Annotated in this window: 16 protein-coding genes and 1 pseudogene; 5 read left to right on the top strand and 12 right to left on the bottom strand. The window is 38.5% G+C overall.

Annotated features, from left to right (window positions below; all coding sequences use genetic code 11):
- A pseudogene (locus tag EP1X_RS10165) lies at positions 1–184 on the top strand (hypothetical protein); the annotation flags it as partial.
- Positions 185–195: 11 nt separating this feature from the next.
- Positions 196–1,440, top strand: a complete 1,245-nt coding sequence (rlmD, locus tag EP1X_RS09400) for a 23S rRNA (uracil(1939)-C(5))-methyltransferase RlmD (RefSeq protein ID WP_055283913.1) — start codon at positions 196–198, stop codon at positions 1,438–1,440.
- Here the strand turns inward: rlmD and EP1X_RS09395 are convergent.
- The 9 genes from EP1X_RS09395 to EP1X_RS09355 form a co-directional block, all read right to left on the bottom strand.
- Positions 1,427–2,470, bottom strand: a complete 1,044-nt coding sequence (locus tag EP1X_RS09395; RefSeq protein WP_055283911.1) for a histidinol-phosphate transaminase — start codon at positions 2,468–2,470, stop codon at positions 1,427–1,429. The genes rlmD and EP1X_RS09395 overlap by 14 nt on opposite strands.
- A 127-nt stretch (positions 2,471–2,597) precedes the next feature.
- Complete coding sequence (locus EP1X_RS09390; protein ID WP_055283909.1) at positions 2,598–3,881, bottom strand: sodium-dependent transporter; 1,284 nt, start codon at positions 3,879–3,881, stop codon at positions 2,598–2,600.
- 242 nt (positions 3,882–4,123) lie between these two features.
- Complete coding sequence (locus tag EP1X_RS09385; RefSeq protein ID WP_055283908.1) at positions 4,124–5,443, bottom strand: NAD(P)/FAD-dependent oxidoreductase; 1,320 nt, start codon at positions 5,441–5,443, stop codon at positions 4,124–4,126.
- Between the two features lie 52 nt (positions 5,444–5,495).
- On the bottom strand, positions 5,496–6,173 hold the full coding sequence (pyrH, locus tag EP1X_RS09380) for a UMP kinase (protein ID WP_055283906.1): 678 nt from the start codon (positions 6,171–6,173) through the stop codon (positions 5,496–5,498).
- A gap of 62 nt (positions 6,174–6,235) precedes the next feature.
- On the bottom strand, positions 6,236–8,731 hold the full coding sequence (gene malP / locus EP1X_RS09375; RefSeq protein ID WP_055283904.1) for a maltodextrin phosphorylase: 2,496 nt from the start codon (positions 8,729–8,731) through the stop codon (positions 6,236–6,238).
- 84 nt (positions 8,732–8,815) lie between these two features.
- Complete coding sequence (locus EP1X_RS09370; RefSeq protein WP_055283902.1) at positions 8,816–9,601, bottom strand: energy-coupling factor ABC transporter ATP-binding protein; 786 nt, start codon at positions 9,599–9,601, stop codon at positions 8,816–8,818.
- Entirely contained in the window at positions 9,598–10,263 is a 666-nt protein-coding gene (locus tag EP1X_RS09365; RefSeq protein WP_371180454.1) for an energy-coupling factor transporter transmembrane component T, read from the bottom strand. Before EP1X_RS09365 ends, EP1X_RS09370 begins: the two co-directional genes overlap by 4 nt.
- Positions 10,256–10,504 carry a PDGLE domain-containing protein gene (locus tag EP1X_RS09360; RefSeq protein ID WP_055283898.1) on the bottom strand — a complete coding sequence of 83 codons (249 nt, stop codon included), beginning with the start codon at positions 10,502–10,504 and terminating at the stop codon, positions 10,256–10,258. Before EP1X_RS09360 ends, EP1X_RS09365 begins: the two co-directional genes overlap by 8 nt.
- Positions 10,501–11,115, bottom strand: coding sequence for an energy-coupling factor ABC transporter permease (locus tag EP1X_RS09355; RefSeq protein WP_055283896.1), 615 nt, complete (start codon positions 11,113–11,115; stop codon positions 10,501–10,503). Before EP1X_RS09355 ends, EP1X_RS09360 begins: the two co-directional genes overlap by 4 nt.
- A 174-nt stretch (positions 11,116–11,289) precedes the next feature.
- On the opposite strand from EP1X_RS09355, the gene EP1X_RS09350 reads away from it, so the two are divergent.
- The 3 genes from EP1X_RS09350 (at position 11,290) to EP1X_RS09340 (ending at position 14,529) form a co-directional block, all read left to right on the top strand.
- Entirely contained in the window at positions 11,290–12,543 is a 1,254-nt protein-coding gene (locus tag EP1X_RS09350; RefSeq protein WP_055283894.1) for a S8 family peptidase, read from the top strand.
- A gap of 92 nt (positions 12,544–12,635) precedes the next feature.
- On the top strand, positions 12,636–13,256 hold the full coding sequence (locus EP1X_RS09345; protein ID WP_055283892.1) for a hypothetical protein: 621 nt from the start codon (positions 12,636–12,638) through the stop codon (positions 13,254–13,256).
- A 100-nt stretch (positions 13,257–13,356) separates the two neighbouring features.
- Positions 13,357–14,529 (top strand): CBS domain-containing protein, encoded by a 1,173-nt coding sequence (locus tag EP1X_RS09340; RefSeq protein ID WP_055283890.1) that lies wholly within the window; start codon positions 13,357–13,359, stop codon positions 14,527–14,529.
- A gap of 19 nt (positions 14,530–14,548) precedes the next feature.
- Here EP1X_RS09340 and EP1X_RS09335 read toward each other — a convergent pair whose 3' ends face one another.
- The 3 genes from EP1X_RS09335 to EP1X_RS09325 are packed head-to-tail and all read right to left on the bottom strand — an operon-like array spanning position 14,549 to position 17,739.
- Positions 14,549–15,658, bottom strand: coding sequence for a DUF835 domain-containing protein (locus tag EP1X_RS09335; protein WP_055283888.1), 1,110 nt, complete (start codon positions 15,656–15,658; stop codon positions 14,549–14,551).
- A 6-nt stretch (positions 15,659–15,664) separates the two neighbouring features.
- Positions 15,665–16,924 (bottom strand): bifunctional sugar-1-phosphate nucleotidylyltransferase/acetyltransferase, encoded by a 1,260-nt coding sequence (gene glmU, locus EP1X_RS09330; protein WP_055283886.1) that lies wholly within the window; start codon positions 16,922–16,924, stop codon positions 15,665–15,667.
- Positions 16,921–17,739: an undecaprenyl-diphosphate phosphatase gene (locus tag EP1X_RS09325; RefSeq protein ID WP_055283884.1), complete on the bottom strand. Its 819-nt coding sequence runs from the start codon at positions 17,737–17,739 to the stop codon at positions 16,921–16,923. Before EP1X_RS09325 ends, glmU begins: the two co-directional genes overlap by 4 nt.
- Positions 17,740–17,910 lie beyond the last annotated feature (171 nt).

The raw sequence follows: 17,910 nt of genomic DNA, 5'->3' as shown, positions 1-17,910 counted from the left end.
TTTGGGGGGTGTAGAAATCATTATACAAGTTGGCACGTATATAACCCTTCTTGACTTAATATTTGGCATAATTTGGATTCTGGTAAGTTTTGAACCCGCTTCAGTAAGTCTAACCTTTTTGGCAGCTATTGTTCTTGTTTTGATCACAAGCGAGGAGTTTAAAAATGAGATAGAGTTTGGTTAGTAGTGAGAGAGATGAAAGGGCGAGGATATATAACGCAAATGAGTTTTGATGGATACGGAGTATTAGAGCTTCAAAAACCAGTTCACGTACCTTTTACTGTAATTGGCGATTTAGTGGAAGTTAGAAAAACATTCAGACGATTCGGGAGATACATAGCTAGAGAGTTTGAAGTCATTGAAGAATCACATCTAAGGCAGAGACCGCGATGTTCTCATTTTGAAAGGTGTGGGGGTTGTTTTTGGCAGCATATAAAATATCGGGAGCAGCTTAACCTAAAGAAGGAACTTTTTGAGAGGGCTACTGGAATAGAAGCTCCAATAAAAGGGTCACCGAAAATCTGGGGGTTTAGAAATATTAGCAATTTTATAGTTTCTACTAGAGGGATTGGGTTTAAACAGAGGGAATCTCAAAATGTTGTGGGAGTGAAGGAATGTCCTATTTTCTCGAACAAAACGTCGAATTTCTTGCTTACATTGAAGAAGTTCATGAAAGAGGAAAGACTCATGCCATGGGATTCAAAGCAAAAATTTGGTGAGATACACTATTTTTCCGTTAGGGAGGGGAAATTCACAGGAGACGTTATGGTAAATATGATTGCCCACATCAAAGAAGTGCCTTCAAGTTTTATTGATTACTTCGACTTTGCAGACTCCATTTATTGGAGTTTTAAAGATGATAGTAGGGACGAGCCTAGGGGTATTCCAGTCCTTGCAGGGGGTTCTCCTTACATAAGGGAGAAGATTGGAGACACTATATACCTAATCCATCCTAATAGCTTTTTCCAGACGAACTCCTATGCTACCCATCTTCTATTGAAAGCGGTATTGGATTTCATAGAAGGTGAAAGCGTATTTGATCTCTATGCTGGCGTGGGTACTTTTGGAGTCTACCTAGCAAAAAGAGGTCTTAAAGTGGAAGGGATTGAAATAAATTCACCTGCAGTTGAGATAGCAAACAAAAATGCCGAAATTAATGGGGTCGATGCTAGGTTTTCAGTAGGAGATGTGAAGGATGTTGAAATAGGAGATTATGATACCATCATTGTGGATCCTCCTCGAAAAGGGTTAAAAGAAGCAGTTAAGCTGATAACAAAAAGCAAAGTAAATAATCTAATTTACATCTCTTGCAATCCACAGGTGTTTGTAAGAGATTATAAACATTTAAAAGAAAATTATGAAATTGAGAACGCTGTTTTGATTGATATGTTTCCTCATACCTCTCATATTGAGGCTGTTATAAAACTTAAGTTGAAGTAACTCTTTTTAAAAACTCTTCAACATTGCTTGGCACTCTTATTCGGATGTAAGAATTGTCTAGGTTGATGAACTCACCTCCAGGCACTGTTACAATGCCTCTTTCTAAAAAGTAGGAGTATGTATCGCCTTCTCTCCCACAGAGAAAAATAGGGGTAGCTTCGTGGGTTTTTGCTATATAAAACTCTTCTTTTAGGATCTTTATTAGCCTTGTCTTATTACTTTTTACCCTCTCTATAACTGTTTTTAAGAAGTTCTTATCCTCCAAAGCAAGGACTGCTGCTTTTATTGAGAGCATAGTTGTGGAAAATGGGAGGTGAATTTTTGTTAAAGTTCTCCGTATCTCTCCTCTAGCTATACAATAGCCGATTCTCAGACCAGCAAGTCCAAATCCTTTTGAGAACGATCTTGTGACTATAATGTTTTCGTTTTCAAGGTTTATTGCAGAGTTCTTTTTTAGCATAAAGTCTCCAAAGGCCTCATCAACTATTAAAAGTGCCCCTTTTCTTTCTGCTTCCTCTGCAATATCTTTAATCCCTTTTAAGGATAAAACCTGCCCTGTGGGATTGTGGGGATTATCAACATAAATGAAGGTTGTCTTCTTAGTTATGCTGTTTATTATTTCATTAACATCGATCCTAAACTCATTTTCTCTCTTGAGAGGTACGTATTCATAAACTGCGCCATTCACTATTGCATCGTTAATATAGGGTAAAAATTGTGGGGCATAACCTAAAACCACGGATCCTTTGGTTAATAGCTTGTTGATCATTTGTAAGCATCCCATTGACCCGGCTCCAAGAAATATTTCCTCTTTACTTAGGTTTCCCCAGTATTCTGCGATAGATTCCTTGAGCCTTTCTTCTTTGGAAGGGTAAAGATATATGTCTTGAGGGCTTACCCTTGTGATTCCTTCTAATACTCTAGGAGAACATCCGAATGGGTTATGGCCTAATGCACAATCCAAATAGTTGCCCTTTGGTAGGTCTTTTGCATAATCATCTTTTATTTTGGAAAGCCTTTTTAGTGTCATTTGTGTTCACCAAAAGAAAAATTAAGAGGCAGAGCCTGCCTTCGAGAGCTTGTAGAGTGCCCATATAAGTGGTCCATATACTATGAGGACCACAAAGAGTGCTATTATATAAATCGTGCTCATTCTCTCACCCCAGTATGAACTGTGAAATGTATATCACTATTATCACTATTGGGTACAGGTATTTCACCCAGGGTTTCCAAACTCCTGGAATTTCTATGAGCGCACTTTTTCTGACTTCCTCGTAGGCTTTTTCTACTCCGAGCCTTATCAATGCTAAAGCAGCTATAAGAGCTCCTAATGGCCCTATATAAACGGTTGAAATGTTAATCAGCCATTCAAAGTATGAAGGATTGAGTGCCGAAGGGGCTCCCACTATAAATGTTAAGAGACCTAGAAGAATTGAGGCGTTTCTTCTGTTCAAGTTGAGCTTTGTTATTGCGGAATCCACGTATACCTCAAGCATTGAGACAGTTGATGACAATCCAGCGAATATTAGCAATAGGAAGAACAATGCGCCAAAAAGTATTCCTCCGGGCATTTTTTGGAAGACCATAGGAAGTGTGACAAAAATTAGTCCTGGTCCCGCTGTTGGTTCAAGTCCAAATGAAAACACTGCTGGGAATATTAGAAAACCAGCTGTGACAGCTACAGCCGTATCTCCAAAGGCTGTTGCTATTGCTGAGAGAGGTATGTCATCACTTTCCTTTAGGTAGCTTCCATAGACTACCATTGTAGTTCCAAGGACACTTAATGAGAAGAACATTTGTGATAGAGCTATCATCCACGTCTTTCCACTCATAACTTTGCTCCAGTCAGGTAATAGGTAAAATTTAAGCCCTTCATAAGCGTTAGGTAGGGTAATACTTCTTATCGTCAGTATAATAAGGAGCACAAACAATGCAGGCATCATTATCTTATTGGCCCGTTCAATCCCTTTCTGAACTCCCATAGCAACTATGCCCACTGTTATCGCTATTACGATAAACTGCCATAATATGGCTTCTTTACTGAAGGCTAAAGTATCAAAGAATGCTCCTGGATTAACCCCAACTAGTTCTCCAGTAAGTGAGGCTATAAAGTACCGAAGTATCCAGCCAAGTACTAGGGAATAGAAGGCAAATATCATTATCATTATTACGTTTACTAGCAATCCTAAGTATTTTCCTCCGGGCAATGCTTTTGCAAATGCTTCTATAGGTCCACCTTTTGTTGCTCTTCCGAGTGTCCACTCTACTGTAAGTCCAACTACTCCAACAGCAAACAATAAAATAAGATACGGTATCAAGAAGGCTGCTCCGCCGTAGAGACCAGTTCTCATGGGAAACATCCAGATGTTTCCCAAGCCTACTGCACTTCCTATAGCTGCTGCAACAAACCCTACTCTACTTCCCCAAGTTTCTCTAACCACAAGGAACACCTCCAAAAGCTTTTGAAATGGTTAAATCAATGCCAAAAGCAATCCCTACCTTTGGCTAATAGAAAAGCATCACCAATTATATCTCCAAAAACACTCACTCCTGAACATCATGGTGCATCAACGCATTAAAATGGAGTTTATCTATAAAAATTTTTTCCACTTTAATTTGTCACTATGACAATATTGAGCCTGATGAAAGCAAAATTTTCAAAAAAAGAGATAGTAAGAAGTATTCATTTGAATTTTCTTAGTGCCATTTCAGCTGCGATTGTTATGGGGTCAATAGTGGGACTTATTGGTGGGGCATAAGCAGTTTCGCTATATGCTACGTCTTCAACACTTGCTTCTTTTTGAGCTACAAGGCTTAGTGCCATGATTCTGCCCCAAACTCTTTCTCCACCTACTATTTGGGCCCCTATTAGTTTTTTATCCTTCTTTCTAAATATGAGCTTCACTGTGATAGGCTTTCCTCCAGGATAGTACTCTGGTTTGGTGGATCCTTTAAATTTACCAATAACTACATTAATTCCCTCTTTTTTTGCTCTTTCTTGCGTTATTCCAAATGTACCAATCTCTAAATCAAAAAGTTCGGTTATTGCAGTATTGAAGACTGGTTTAAACTTCACATTTCTGCCAAAGATATTTTCAGCAGCCACTTTTGCCATTCTAACTGCTGTTGTTCCGAGTTGACTTAGAATTCGATTTCCGGTTACTGCATCATAAACCTCTGCACAATCTCCAATGGCGTATATATCTGGATCACTTGTTCTGAGGTACTCGTCCACTATAATTCCTTTGTTAACCTCTAAATTCGCCTGCTTTGCTAATTCAGTATTTGCCCTAACTCCAGTGGCCACAAGGACTAAATCGGCGTCAATTTTTTCTTCCCCTATTCTCACTGCATTTACAGGGTTTCCTATAATCTCACTCACCGCAGCACCAAATCTAAATTGAATTCCTTTTTCTTCCATATGTGACTGGATAATGGAGGCCATCTCCTTGTCGAGCATGGTGGGTAGTAAATGCTCAAGAAGCTCTACTACAAGGACATCCATTCCGAGTTCTCTAAAAGCAACAGCACCCTCGAGTCCAATTAGGCCCGCTCCTATAACTAAAGCTTTTTTAGGATTCCGTTCTTTTATATAACTCTGAATTTGCTTCACATCGTCCATTGTTTTTAAAGTGAAGACTCCCTCGCTTTCAACTCCTTTTATTGGGGGTACAAATGCTTTTGATCCAGTAGCTAGAACCAACTTGTCATATGGTATTTCTCCTTTATCTGTAACTACGACTTTTTTTTCTCTGTCTATAGCTTTTGCTTCAGTCTCAAGCAGTAGCTTTATCTTTTGTTTTTCATAAAATTCGTTGGGAAACACAATAATGTCCTCAAGCTTTGGTATTTTACCACTTAATGTAAACGGCAAAGCACAGGGAGAGTATTGCATTGTTTTTTCTTTTCCAATAACGATTATCTCGGCTTTTCTGTCTATTTTTCTTGCAAAAAGTGCGAAATTGCTACCTGCTGTACCAGAACCGATTACAACAATTCTCATTATAACACCACCATATAGAAAGGAATGTGAGAAGTATAAAAAAATTGTGAAATTAAGGCTCAACTAATGTGCCTTTATGCTTTCCTTTTATTGCATCGAATAAAGTCCTTGCATCTTCTTTGCCAATGATAAGGGTTCTTATCTTTCCTCTATGAATAAACTTTGCTGCAAGAGCATCAACAACCCCGCTTCCACCAGCTTTAGTTTCACTTTGCATGGCTATTTCTACCAGTTTTTCAGTGGATATCCTTTCTAATTTCTTTGCATTTGGATTTTTCCTGGGGTCGCTGTCGTAAACTCCATCCACATTTGTAATGACCACAAGTAGGTCTGCTTGGAGATACTCTGCCAAAAGTGCTGCTACAGCATCAGTGGTATGCCCAGGATGAGTTCCTCCCATTATTGGGATTTTTTTCAGTTGCATGACTTCCCAGGCTTTTCTGAAGTCACTTACTACGAAAGGATATGCCTTCTCTCTAAGCGCAGCTATTAGAAGCATTGCATTGGCTCTTGTTATATGGATCCCAATATAATCCTTGAAGGTTTCGTTCGGAGTAAAAGTCTTTGCTGCATGGATATATTCTCTTGCGACTTTTCCTCCTCCAACAACAACTGCAATTTCATGATCTTCACTGATTTTTGTTAATTGGTAGGCAATTTCGTCTATGAACTTGACATCTGGCTTATCTGGAACTAGAACAGACCCTCCTATATCAAATACTATTCTCATGGTAACCCTCCTTAAGTTGAGGAAGTTTGATTTATAACGTTTTCCAAAAATGAATTAAAGAATTAGAATTCAAAAAAGCCTTTCCATTTAACAAGACCAAGTAAAAACTTGTGGGGCAATTTGTCATGCGAGGGGTATATTCTCACTGCATAGTGCCAGCATGGATGGCCCAAATTTCTGAGGGCATTCCCTTCGTAGCGATAGAGCCATTTTGTACCTCCAAGATTTTGCGGATGTTTGAGTTCTATCACATATGCTTTCTCTATTGCATAGCCTTCTGCTTTGACTCCATAATAGATCTCCACTTTTACGTCTTCTGGATTAAGACCATTTAGGTCGACTACAACTTCAACGCCAGTGGCATCATGAGTTACAACCTTTTCTATACTAACGTTCTCCCATGAGCTGAAGATTTTTGCTTTCCAATTTGCTATCTCTTTAGTCGCTTTAAAGTTGTCTCTATGGAGGAGAATGTAATTTGCTAGTGCCTTTGAGTAGAAGTTGTTCATGTATTCCTTTAACATTCTGTGTGTACTGAACTTGGGGGCAATGCTCTTTATGCTTTCCTTCATCATATATATCCAGCGAGTTCTATTTCCATAATATGTAGGGATTACTTCATTTTCAAGGAGCTCATAAAGACTTTGGGCGTCTCTTATATCATCTGCTTCACTCTCTGCTTCAACACTTTCTTCTCCTATAACCCAACCGTTTTTGCCATTGTATCCTTCTACCCACCATCCATCATAAATGCTTAAATTTAATACTCCATTGAGACCAGCCTTCATACCACTTGTTCCACTGGCTTCTAGAGGTCTTCTTGGATTGTTTAACCATACATCAACTCCTGCCACCATTGCTCTAGCAGACCCCATGTCATAGTTTTCGAAGATTATTATCTTGTTTTTGAATTCGGGCATTTGTGATATCTCATAAACTCTCTTTAGGAATTCTTTACCTGCTTTATCCATTGGGTGAGCCTTTCCTCCAAAAATTATGTACACTGGTTTCTCTGGATCATTTAGTATCTTTTTAAGTCGTTCTAAGTCACTCAAAATCAAAGTCGCTCGTTTATAAGTTGCAAAACGCCTTGCAAAGCCGATTATAAGAGCATTTTCGTCTATATTTGGGATGGGTTCGTCGATTCCTAGACGTTTATTCCGTTCTTTTATTTTTCTCTTGATGAGCTCTATGAACTCTTTTTTGGCTCTTATATGGGCTTCCCATAGTTCTTCATTGGGAATACTTTCTACGGCATACCACAGGCCTTCAAGTTCTGCATAATCTCTCCACACTCTGCCAATGTAACGATCAATAAGTTTTTTTATTTCATTATGAAGCCATGTCTTTGTGTGGACACCATTTGTGATGCCCTTTACTGGTATTTCATCAAGGGGGACATTTTTCCAAAGATCTTTCCACATTTCTTTAGTAACTTTTGTATGAAGTTTACTGACAGCATTTACGTAACTTGATGTTCTTATTGATAAAAGAGTCATGTTGAACTGATCTCCCTCGCGTCCTAGATTAAGGAAGTCTTCTTTAGGTAACTGTTCAAAGAACTTGGAAAGTCTCTTTTCTACCTCCTTTATTGGAAATCTATCATGACCTGCTGGGACGGGAGTATGAGTTGTAAATATTGTTGTACTTCTGGTCAGAGTCAAGGCCTCCAAAAAGCTTAGCCCTTCTTCCATGTACCAGGCTATTCTTTGGAAGTTTGCAAATGATGGATGTCCCTCATTAAGGTGAATTACTGCAGGTTTAATCCCTAATGCTTGTAAAAGTCTCATACCACCGATTCCAAGGAGGATTTCCTGTTTTATTCTCTTGTCAATTTCAGCGTTGTAAAGATAATCACATATTGCCCTATCATCATTCGAGTTCTGAGAAACATCGGTATCGAGAAGATAGAGTTTTACTCTTCCTACATTAACTTCGAATGCTCGTGCATAAACTATTCTGTCCTCAATTGGTACCTCTATAAGAAGAGGTTCTCCTTCTTCATTTGTTATTGGGATAATCGGCATCTCTTTGGGGTCGTATTCAGGAAAGACTTCTATTTGATTCCCTTCTTTATCTATTTCTTGTTTAAAATAACCGTGTTTGTAAAGAAGGCCAACAGCAATAAAAGGAAGCCCGAGATCACTGGCCGTTTTCACGTGATCTCCAGCTAGTATTCCAAGTCCACCTGAATAAATGGGAAGACTTTTACTTATGCCGTATTCCATACAGAGATATATTATTGGTTCTTCCCATTTTGGGTAATTCGTTGAGCACCAAGTACTCTCCGGATTCATATAATGTCTGAATTGATCAATAACGAGCTCATATAGGTTCATAAAGTCATCATCTTTGGAGAGCTCATTTAGTCTTTCTTCGGGAGTGTCAAGGAGAAGTTTGACAGGGTTTTTATGTTCTTTCCAGTGTTCTGGGTTTATTTTTTCCCACATTTTTGTAGCACGTCTGTTCCAGCTCCACCAATAGTTGTACGCAAGTTCTAAAAGCCCTTCAAGATTCTCTGGGAGTTTGGATTTAATTTGATTGATAACGCTCTCCATATTTTTCACCCTCTTCTTACCTACAAGGTTGCTATTACTCATTGAGGGTGATACATTATAAGGATTGTGGAAATATTAAAGTTTCTATAAGAGTTCTTTGAGAATGTTTTTAGCTTCTTCTACTCCTTTGGGTATCCCTAATCCTAGCTCTAAGAAAAGCTCAATCAGAGGAGGAATATCTAAGTTGTGAGCCTTTAGAAGGTCAATGTTGCTAAAAACTTCTTCTGGAGTTCCAACGGTTACTATTTTCCCTTTGTCTAAAAGGGCTATTCTGTCGCAGAGTGTAAGGTATTCCGCTTCATGAGAGGAGAGAATTATGGTTTTTTCTCCTCTGAACTTTAGAATGAGGTCTCTCAACATTTTCTTTCCTTTGAAATCCAAGTTTGCAAATGGTTCATCAAAAACAAGAATCTCAGGGTCCATTGCTAATACAGTGGCTATTGCTACTCTTTTTTTCTCTCCAAAGCTTAACTCCTTGGTTTCCCGATTTATATAATCCAGCATTTCGACGGTCATTAGAGCTTCTATAGCCCTCTCTTTAAGTTCTTTTCCTCGTAGTCCTAGGTTATATGGTCCAAATAGGACATCATCAAACACTTTAGGGGAAAATAGTTGATCGTTGGGGTCTTGGAATATAATTCCTACGAACTTTCTCACTTCTCGGGGTCGTTTACTGGCATCCAGGCCCTTTACGAGCACTTTGCCTTTTTTGGGTTTTAAAATCCCATTCAGATGGAGTATTAAGGTAGATTTTCCAGCTCCATTGGGTCCTAAGATACCAAAGACTTCACCTCTATTTATTTGTAATGAGATGCCATCTAACACTTTTCTACGGTCATATGAAAAGTGGAGATCTATGATCTCTATCAAAGCAACACCACCCCTAGAGCAATGACAGAGAGTATTAAAGCTTCTGGTTTTATTCGTTTCTCGGCTTTAGGGAACTCTCCAAATCCTCTTGAGAGCATTGCCCAGTAGATTTTTATACTTCTGATGTAGGCCCTCACGAATATTTCTCCTATAAGAGCTCCCAGTTTTTTATAGTATTCCTTCTTTTTAATTCCTATTGTCCGTGAATCAAGTGCTCTCTTCATTCTAGTGGCTTCTTCCTTAAAGAGTTCCAAATAGCGATATGTAAATGCAAGAGTTAGCACTAGTATTCGTGGAAAGCGAAGTGTTTCCATTTCTCCCAAGAGATATGAGAATCCAAGGGAGTTTGACACTATAATAACCGCAGACGCTGAGAGGAAAGCTTTTCCTACAAGAAAGATAAATCTATGCATGCCTTCATATGTAATATTTCCTAGAGGAGTTGTGATAAATGCTTTTCCAGGAATAAACAGTGCCAAGAGGAACAAGCAACCTTCAAATCCTAGAAGGAATCCTAAATGCTTAAAGATATATCTTTTGGGTTTGAGAAGCAATATAAGAATACCCAACAGTGGAAGGAAATACACTAACTCGGTTAGGGTTTGCCTTGTAGCAATGAGCATAGCATACACAAAAAGAAAAATAAGATACAAGTTAAACACCTTTTACTACTTTTGCAATTCCATAGGCTGCTCCAAACACGAGTATTATTCCAAAGGTACCCATTATTAGTCCCTGCCCCCAAGTCTCACCATAGTCTAAAGGAGCATTGTAAATAGATGATTCTTCTAGGCCCAATTTTTCCATAGTGGCTTCAAGACCATCGGGATTATCAGAAGCAAGTGGAAGGACAACTGCCAAGAGTATTAACACGATTATTAGGCCTTTTATTACGAGCCTCATGCTGGAACACCCCCTATTTCTGGAAGCTTGGCTTTTAAGGCTTGAACCACGGAGAGTGTGATAAGTGCTTCTCCAATTCCGATTATTGCATGATATCCTATCATTAGAGTTAAGAGTTTTCCAAATGGTAAGCTGTGGCTTATTCCTATTTCAATTGAAGTTAATAATGCTCCTAAAACAACTGCTAACCAGGAGGCTAAGGCTATTGCAATGGTTTTGTTTGTATTTTTAAGTTTTGAATAAACCCAATAACCTACAAATGCTCCTAATATTCCCATATTTAGTATGTTAGCTCCAATTGCAGTTATCCCTCCATCTCCGAAAAGCAAAGTTTGAATTAACAACACAGCTGTCATTACAACAACTGCTGCATAAGGTCCTAAGAGCACTGCTACTAGCACTGCTCCAAGTAAATGTCCACTTACTCCACCTATTATGGGAAAGTTTACCATTTGTGCAGCAAATACTCCAGCTGCGAATAAACCTAAGAGTGGAATTTTATCTTCGGGATAGTCCTTCAGTTTTCTCAATGAGTAGCCCACACAGGCTATGGTTATGGCATATGTAATTACTATCACAGGAAAGCTTAGCAATCCATCTGGTATGTGCACATATTTCACCTCCTTTCGATACTTCGTAACACTAAATTATCACAAGATGCTACCATATAAAAGGCTTTTTTAAACCTCTTCTTTGCAACCAAAAGTTCGAGACATTATACAAGTTATACTACCCAAACTGTTAAATAATTGCAATGCAAAACACTACAAAAGAGGTGAAAAGTCATGAAATTTTATAAGATTTTTGTTCTATTTTTGGTTTTTGTAATGTTTGGGGCTACGGTAGGTGTAGTATGGGGAGCTCCCGTTGAAAAGGTTCGTGTGATAGTAACAGTAGACAGAGAATTCAATGAGAGTTTTATATTTGCGTTGGGTGGAAATGTTGTTGCAAAAGGAAGAATTTTTCCAATTGTTGTGGTCGACCTTCCTTCTCGGGCAGTGGAAAGACTGAAGAATGTTAAAGGTGTGATTAGGGTAGAGTATGATGCGGAAGTTCATATATTAAAGGGTAAACCTCCAGGAGTTGGTAAACCAAAGCCTCCCCAACCTCCTCAGGAAATTCCATGGGGTATTTCTCGTGTTAAAGCTCTAGACGCGTGGAGTATAAGTGATGGCTCAAGTGGAGGAGTGATCGAAGTAGCAATACTTGATACAGGCATAGACTATGACCATCCAGATTTAGCTGCCAATTTAGCATGGGGAGTTAGCGTACTTAGGGGAAAAGTATCAACAAAACCCAAGGATTACAGGGATCAGAATGGGCATGGTACACATGTAGCTGGCACAGTGGCAGCTTTAAACAATGAGATAGGTGTTGTTGGTGTCGCTCCAAGTGTAGAGATATACGCTATCAGAGTTCTTGGTCCAAGTGGGAGTGGTTCATACAGTGATATAATTCTTGGGATTGAACAGGCCTTATTAGGGCCCGATGGTATACTTGATAGTGACGGAGATGGAATAATAGTTGGAGACCCAGATGATGATGCGGCTGAAGTAATAAGCATGAGTCTTGGGGGGTCAAGTGATGTCGAATCCTTCCATGATGCAATAAATTGGGCATACAGTTGGGGAGTGATTATAGTTGCAGCAAGTGGTAACGATGGTGCCTCAAGTCCAAGCTATCCAGCGGCATATCCTGAAGTTATAGCTGTTGGTGCGACTGACATTAATGATCAGGTGCCCTGGTGGAGTAATAGAGGAGTAGAGGTCAGTGCTCCTGGTGTGGATATATTAAGTACATATCCAGACGATAGTTACGCAACACTTAGTGGAACTTCAATGGCGACACCCCATGTGAGTGGAGTAGTCGCACTTGTTCAAGCAGCTCACTATAACAAGTATGGAACAGTTCTTTCGGTTGAAGCAGTTAGAGAAATTCTCCACACAACTGCAGAAGATCATGGATTGCTTGGTTGGGATCCTTACTATGGATATGGGATAGTGAGGGCGGATTTGGCTGTGCAAGCTGCCATCAATTGATTCTTTTTTAATTTTATCTCCCAAAACTCTGTTCTTTAGGGCAGGGTAAGTCACCCAAAATCATTAAATTAGATAAACTCCTACTTTTTTAGGTGGTGTATATAGACCCAAAAACAGTCCTAAACGTAAGTAGGTTCATCGTTTTTCTTGGGTTGGTAACTGCCCTTGTCTATTGGAGAATTGACCATATTTATCGCACTACTGTAGCGCTAATCGGTCTTTATATTCCTAACCTTGTTGAAAAATATCTTAAGAATCCTCCCTCAAAAATTGCCCTGATATTAAGTCCTATCTATAATGTGAATAGTATGGCAGTTTTAGGAATATTCATAGCTATCCATGTTTCTCTTGTGAATGTGCCCTTCACCACTATTGATCTTTTTCACAAAGAATGGAGAAATGCTGACATGATAAGTCACTTTTTTGGGGGATTAGTAGTTTGGTTGTTGGTGACTGAGATTTTAATGAATCTCACGAGGAACGGATATATAGGACTTAATAAGAGAAAATTGCTCATATATTCTTTTGTTATCCTATTCATGCTCAGTATTGGGTGGGAAGTAGCTGAAAAGCTCAGTGAAAGTGAGATTTCTTTCATACATGAGAGCATTGGAAATAAAGTTAGGGATATTATAGTAAACACACTTGGTGCCTTATTTGGAGTTTATCTGGTTTTTAGGAAAAACTATCCATTTAAGCTAGATTGGGATTAATAGTCGGCTGAAAATTTTATTTCTCTCTTTTAAATAAACCCCCTCTTGGAAAGGTTTAAATGGAATAAAAACCAATATAACATTGAAGGAGGTGTCAAGAATGGTCGGGATTTCTGTGCAGGAAGTTATGACAGAAAAATTTGCAAAAATCGACATAAACTCCTCTCTTTCTGAGGCCATTGGAATTTTTGAAAAAGAAGACCCCGATTTAATTGTTGTTTTTGATGGAAAAATGTACAAAGGAGTATTGACTCAAGATTTGATAATTCGGTCCCATTTGAAGTGGGACCCAATAAAAGCCAAAGTTAAGGATGTATATAAGACTGCACCAGTTGTAAAGCTTGAAGAAGACTTAAGTGTTACAGCCAAACTCATGATTGAGATTGACTTACGTTCACTTCCCGTTGGGAAGGATAAAAATTCAATTATTGGTGTAATAAGTGATATAACCCTTCTTGAAAGAATTGTTAAAGAAGAGTTTGGAAAAAGAAAAGTCGAGGAATTTATGACGAGGGACGTGGTTACCCTTGGTCCTGAAGACACGGTAGCAAAGGCTCTTGCAACTATGAGGGACTATGCAATTTCAAGAATACCCATTGTCACTGAAGAAGGAAAGCTCGAAGGGCTCGTAACATTACATGATTTAATAGTTCGATTCATAAAGCCGAGGTTCAAGGCCCAATTTGGAGAAGTGGCAGGAGAGAAAATACCCCCATTTTCAATGCTGCTCAGAGACATCATGATTAAGGGAGTGATTACAATAGACCCTGAAGCATCAGTCAAAGAGGCAGTTGAGTTAATGAGAAAGTATGAGATAGATGGCCTTGTGATTGTGGATAGGGAAAATGTTGTTAGGGGAGTGTTAACTGTAAAGGATCTCTTACTTCCAATCTCAAGAATGGTGGAGAAAAAGACTAAGTTCTATTTACAACTTGGAGGAGATGCTCACTCCCTGAGTGATTTCACTAGGGAAAGAATAGTAGCTGATATGAGAAGATTTGTCGATAGGTACGAGGAAGTACTAGGCAATGAGGGAATAATCTATTTGAACATTAGGCGGTTCCCAGAAAAGCTTCGTGGAGTGCATCTATACCAAGCTAGGATGAGAATAGTAACGGATAAGGGACAATATATTGCTACAGGAGAGACATGGGGTGCCATACAAGCTGTGCATGATGCTCTTAGGGCAATAGAAAGGCAAATACTTCAAAAAATCGAACTCCAAAGAGATGTAAAACATACTAGGAGATTTATAGAGTATCTCGGATTCTGAACTTTTCTCTACCTTTTATCTATTGGAGTCGAAGTTCTCTTTCAAGAAGTGCTAATTGTCTATCATCTAGTGTTCTTGGGTCTAAAACAACGGCTAGAGCTTTGTCATTACTCATTACCCTGTCCCTAAGCCCGAATAAAAATTTTGCTGCACTCTCGAATCCATTTTCCACCACTAAATACTCGAATCCATCTACATAAATGGCATTGTAGCCGCTTTCAAGGTTTCTAGTTAAAAGGTCTATCAAGATGTCTATTTTTGCAGGAGAGATGGGGTAAATCTTCCCATCTTGTTTGATAGTATCACTTTCTATCTTAGTGAGCCAGTAAACTAGCACATTATCTAAGTCATCTGTTTTTGGTGGATTCCTTGTTATCATTATTACATTCTCGCTGAAGAATGTTGGGAGACTTCTCTTAAGTTCTTTTTTGCTATTAAATAGAAAAATCCCTTTAATCTCTGTTGGATGTTCTTTCTGTGGTTTTTCAAATACGGCCATTTTTGCAGGAAATATAGCAAATTTCAGAGCTCCAACAGCAGCCATAAACCTGAAAATGGCTGCAAGTAGGAATGCTATGGGAACAAGCCATTCGATATTTCGGGTGACTGGATAGGTTAGGTTTATTGCTCCTAAAAGGGCCAGTCCCCAAGGGAATAGCTCTTCAAGACTCTTTTTTGCCACTATATAACTTCTTAGTATGTATCCAATGTAGATCAATGAAAACCCAAAGGCGAGATATGGAAATGAGAGTTTTATTGTAAATGAGTGTGAAAATCTGTCAAAAAAGTCTGTGGCTGATAGAAAGATCCATATGTATGCAGCAACGGCAAAAAACCCTAAATATGCAACATCCTTAAATTCACTTCTTTCCTTTTTGAGTTGTATTCCTCCCCATACTAAAAATGTGGCCATTAGAAAACCTGGGAGCTGGGAAGCTATCTCATATGCCTCGGTTTTTATATCGACTCCTAAAGGTTCTAAGATATAACTCTCTATATCGAGAGCGTTTATAAAAAGAGCTGTAGCTATTAGCCCCCATCGTTTTTCTTTACTTTTCAATGCTTTATATGTTACGGCTAGGAACAACAACCATCTTGAAATAAAGTTGATATAGGGGATGAAATCCATCCCTTTTCACCGGGTAATTATTTCTTTCTCCTGTTTAGCTACAACCAGCACATTTGGGGGAATGTTTTTATCAACTATTAATCCCGGGCCAACAAATGAGTTGCTTCCTATCTTTCTGCCAGGGTATATAGTGACGTTAATTCCAGTTTTCACGTTATGGCCTATTATTGCCCCAAGCTTTCTTCTACCACTATCTTCAAGTTTACCTTTTATTTCGACCTTTATATTTTTATTGTCATGTCGTAAGTTAGCGGTAATTGTTCCAGCTCCAAGATTTGTATTTTCTCCAATTATAGAATCACCTACGTAATTCAGATGGGGAGCGTTGCTGTGATCCATTATTATTGAGTTTTTGATTTCGACTGCATTTCCAACATGACATTTGTTTCCTATACTAGTATAGGGACGGATAAAGCAATTGGGACCTATTTTTGAGTTTTTCCCAATTTTCACTGGCCCTATAATGTAAGCTCCGCTTCGTACAACAGTTCCTTCTCCGATCTCTACAGGTGGGATGATAGTAGCTCCTTCCTCCACAATACCTTTTATATTGTGTTTAAGATGGTTTTTGAGGAGGTATTCGTTCAGCTCAAGAAGGTTCCATGGTCTACCAATATCATTCCAGTACCCTTCATAAACTGCGTAAGTAACTTTCTTGTTTTCTTTAATCATGAGGTTTATTGTATCTGTAATTTCGTATTCTCCACGTTCGCTTTCACTGGTTTTTTCGATGAATTCAAAAACTTCTGGCTTGAAGAAATAAATCCCTAAATTTGCGTATCCACTTATAGCGCCGGGTTTTTCCTTTATTGCTTTTACAGATTCCTTTTCAATTTCTACCATTCCAAAATGGCTCAAGTCTTTAAATTCTTTTACCAATAAAGCAGCATCGGCATTGTGTTTTCTAAATGCTTGGAGAAGGGTCTTTATACCTTCTCTCTCAAAGTATATGTCCCCATTAACAGCTAAAAACTCTTCATTTTCTGTATATTTAATTGCAGAGTATATTGCCTTCGCGGTTCCTTCTCCCTGTACTTGCTCAACGTAAGTTATAGGTTTTCCTCCGTATTCGTCTCCGAGATACTCCATTAACTTCTCCTTATAGTATCTCACAACAACTATAAATTCATCTACAAATGGATAAATATTCTCCAATACATGCTCTATTATTGACTTATTAGCAACTTTGAGCATTACCTTGGGTCTGTCATCTGTAAGAGGCCTTAACCTTTCTCCTTTTCCTGCAGCAAGTACCACACCCTTCAAGTTAACACCCCCACTAGAGAGGCTATTAGAGCTATAAATCCAAAGAAGATGCAGAATCTTGAGAAATTAAGGCGCTTGGCGAGTTTCATCATAAGCTCGAGCATAAGCAGACTTACAATGAATGCACTAAGTATGGAAGTTAAAGGTAAAGAAAGAGGTTCAGATGTTCTTGAGGCCTCAGGTAATTCCAGAAATAGGGCTCCAATTATAGCTGGGGCTGCCATTAAAAAGCTTAATCTAACAGCTTTTTCTTGCTTTATACCTAAAAGTAACAAACTTCCTATCGTCATTCCTGATCTTGATATACCAGGAATAACTGCTACTCCTTGGGCTATTCCTGCTATTATTGCGTCCACTATTGTGACTTCATCTTTTTCTTTCTTGAGACCTTTTTCAAATCTCTCTAAAGGCGCTTCTTGGCTTTTCTTTAACATTATCCCTGTGAGAATCAATGCTATACCAATTATACCATTTACAGCTTCTGGGTTAAACGACGAGACAATGGATTTAAATCCTTTGTATAATGGAAGGCCTATTAGTCCGGTAAATAATGTGGAATAGAATAGAAACTTTTCCTCCTCATCCCACCTAAAAAGAAGGAGTTTGAACATAATTTTGCCTAAATCATATCTAAATTTAAAAAGCAATGCCATCAGTGTTCCCAAATGTAGAATAAGTGAATAAGAGTAAGCATCTTCTGGAGAGATTTTTATGAAATTAATAAGTGAAAGCATAACCTGGCCTGAGCTGCTTATTGGTAGCCATTCTGTAATCCCTTGAAGTATTCCAATAAAAACTGCTTGATAATACTCCATAGCTGCCACTAATAAAACTAACTAGATTTGTAATAAATAAACCTTTCGTAGTAGACAGTAAAAAGTTAAGAAAAGAAATCAAACTTCGGATCTCTGAGTAATCAAAAAATCTTGAGCGTTATCAAATAACTTCAGCGAAGGCAAATTTTCTTTTTACACTGTTAATGACAA

Origin of the sequence: Thermococcus sp. EP1, from assembly GCF_001317345.1 — an archaeon.
GTDB lineage: Archaea > Methanobacteriota_B > Thermococci > Thermococcales > Thermococcaceae > Thermococcus_A.
Note: the sequence above shows the minus strand (reverse complement) of the source record. Positions and strands in the feature narration are given on the sequence as shown.

Bases quoted from the DNA above. Each gene is read 5' to 3' on its own strand.
- EP1X_RS09325 (WP_055283884.1), bottom strand. From the start codon at position 17,739: ATGGAGTATTATCAAGCAGTTTTTATTGGAATACTTCAAGGGATTACA.
- rlmD (WP_055283913.1), top strand. From the start codon at position 196: ATGAAAGGGCGAGGATATATAACGCAAATGAGTTTTGATGGATACGGA.
- EP1X_RS09395 (WP_055283911.1), bottom strand. From the start codon at position 2,470: ATGACACTAAAAAGGCTTTCCAAAATAAAAGATGATTATGCAAAAGAC.
- EP1X_RS09340 (WP_055283890.1), top strand. From the start codon at position 13,357: ATGGTCGGGATTTCTGTGCAGGAAGTTATGACAGAAAAATTTGCAAAA.
- EP1X_RS09350 (WP_055283894.1), top strand. From the start codon at position 11,290: ATGAAATTTTATAAGATTTTTGTTCTATTTTTGGTTTTTGTAATGTTT.
- EP1X_RS09335 (WP_055283888.1), bottom strand. From the start codon at position 15,658: ATGGATTTCATCCCCTATATCAACTTTATTTCAAGATGGTTGTTGTTC.
- pyrH (WP_055283906.1), bottom strand. From the start codon at position 6,173: ATGAGAATAGTATTTGATATAGGAGGGTCTGTTCTAGTTCCAGATAAG.
- EP1X_RS09360 (WP_055283898.1), bottom strand. From the start codon at position 10,504: ATGAGGCTCGTAATAAAAGGCCTAATAATCGTGTTAATACTCTTGGCA.
- malP (WP_055283904.1), bottom strand. From the start codon at position 8,731: ATGGAGAGCGTTATCAATCAAATTAAATCCAAACTCCCAGAGAATCTT.
- EP1X_RS09385 (WP_055283908.1), bottom strand. From the start codon at position 5,443: ATGAGAATTGTTGTAATCGGTTCTGGTACAGCAGGTAGCAATTTCGCA.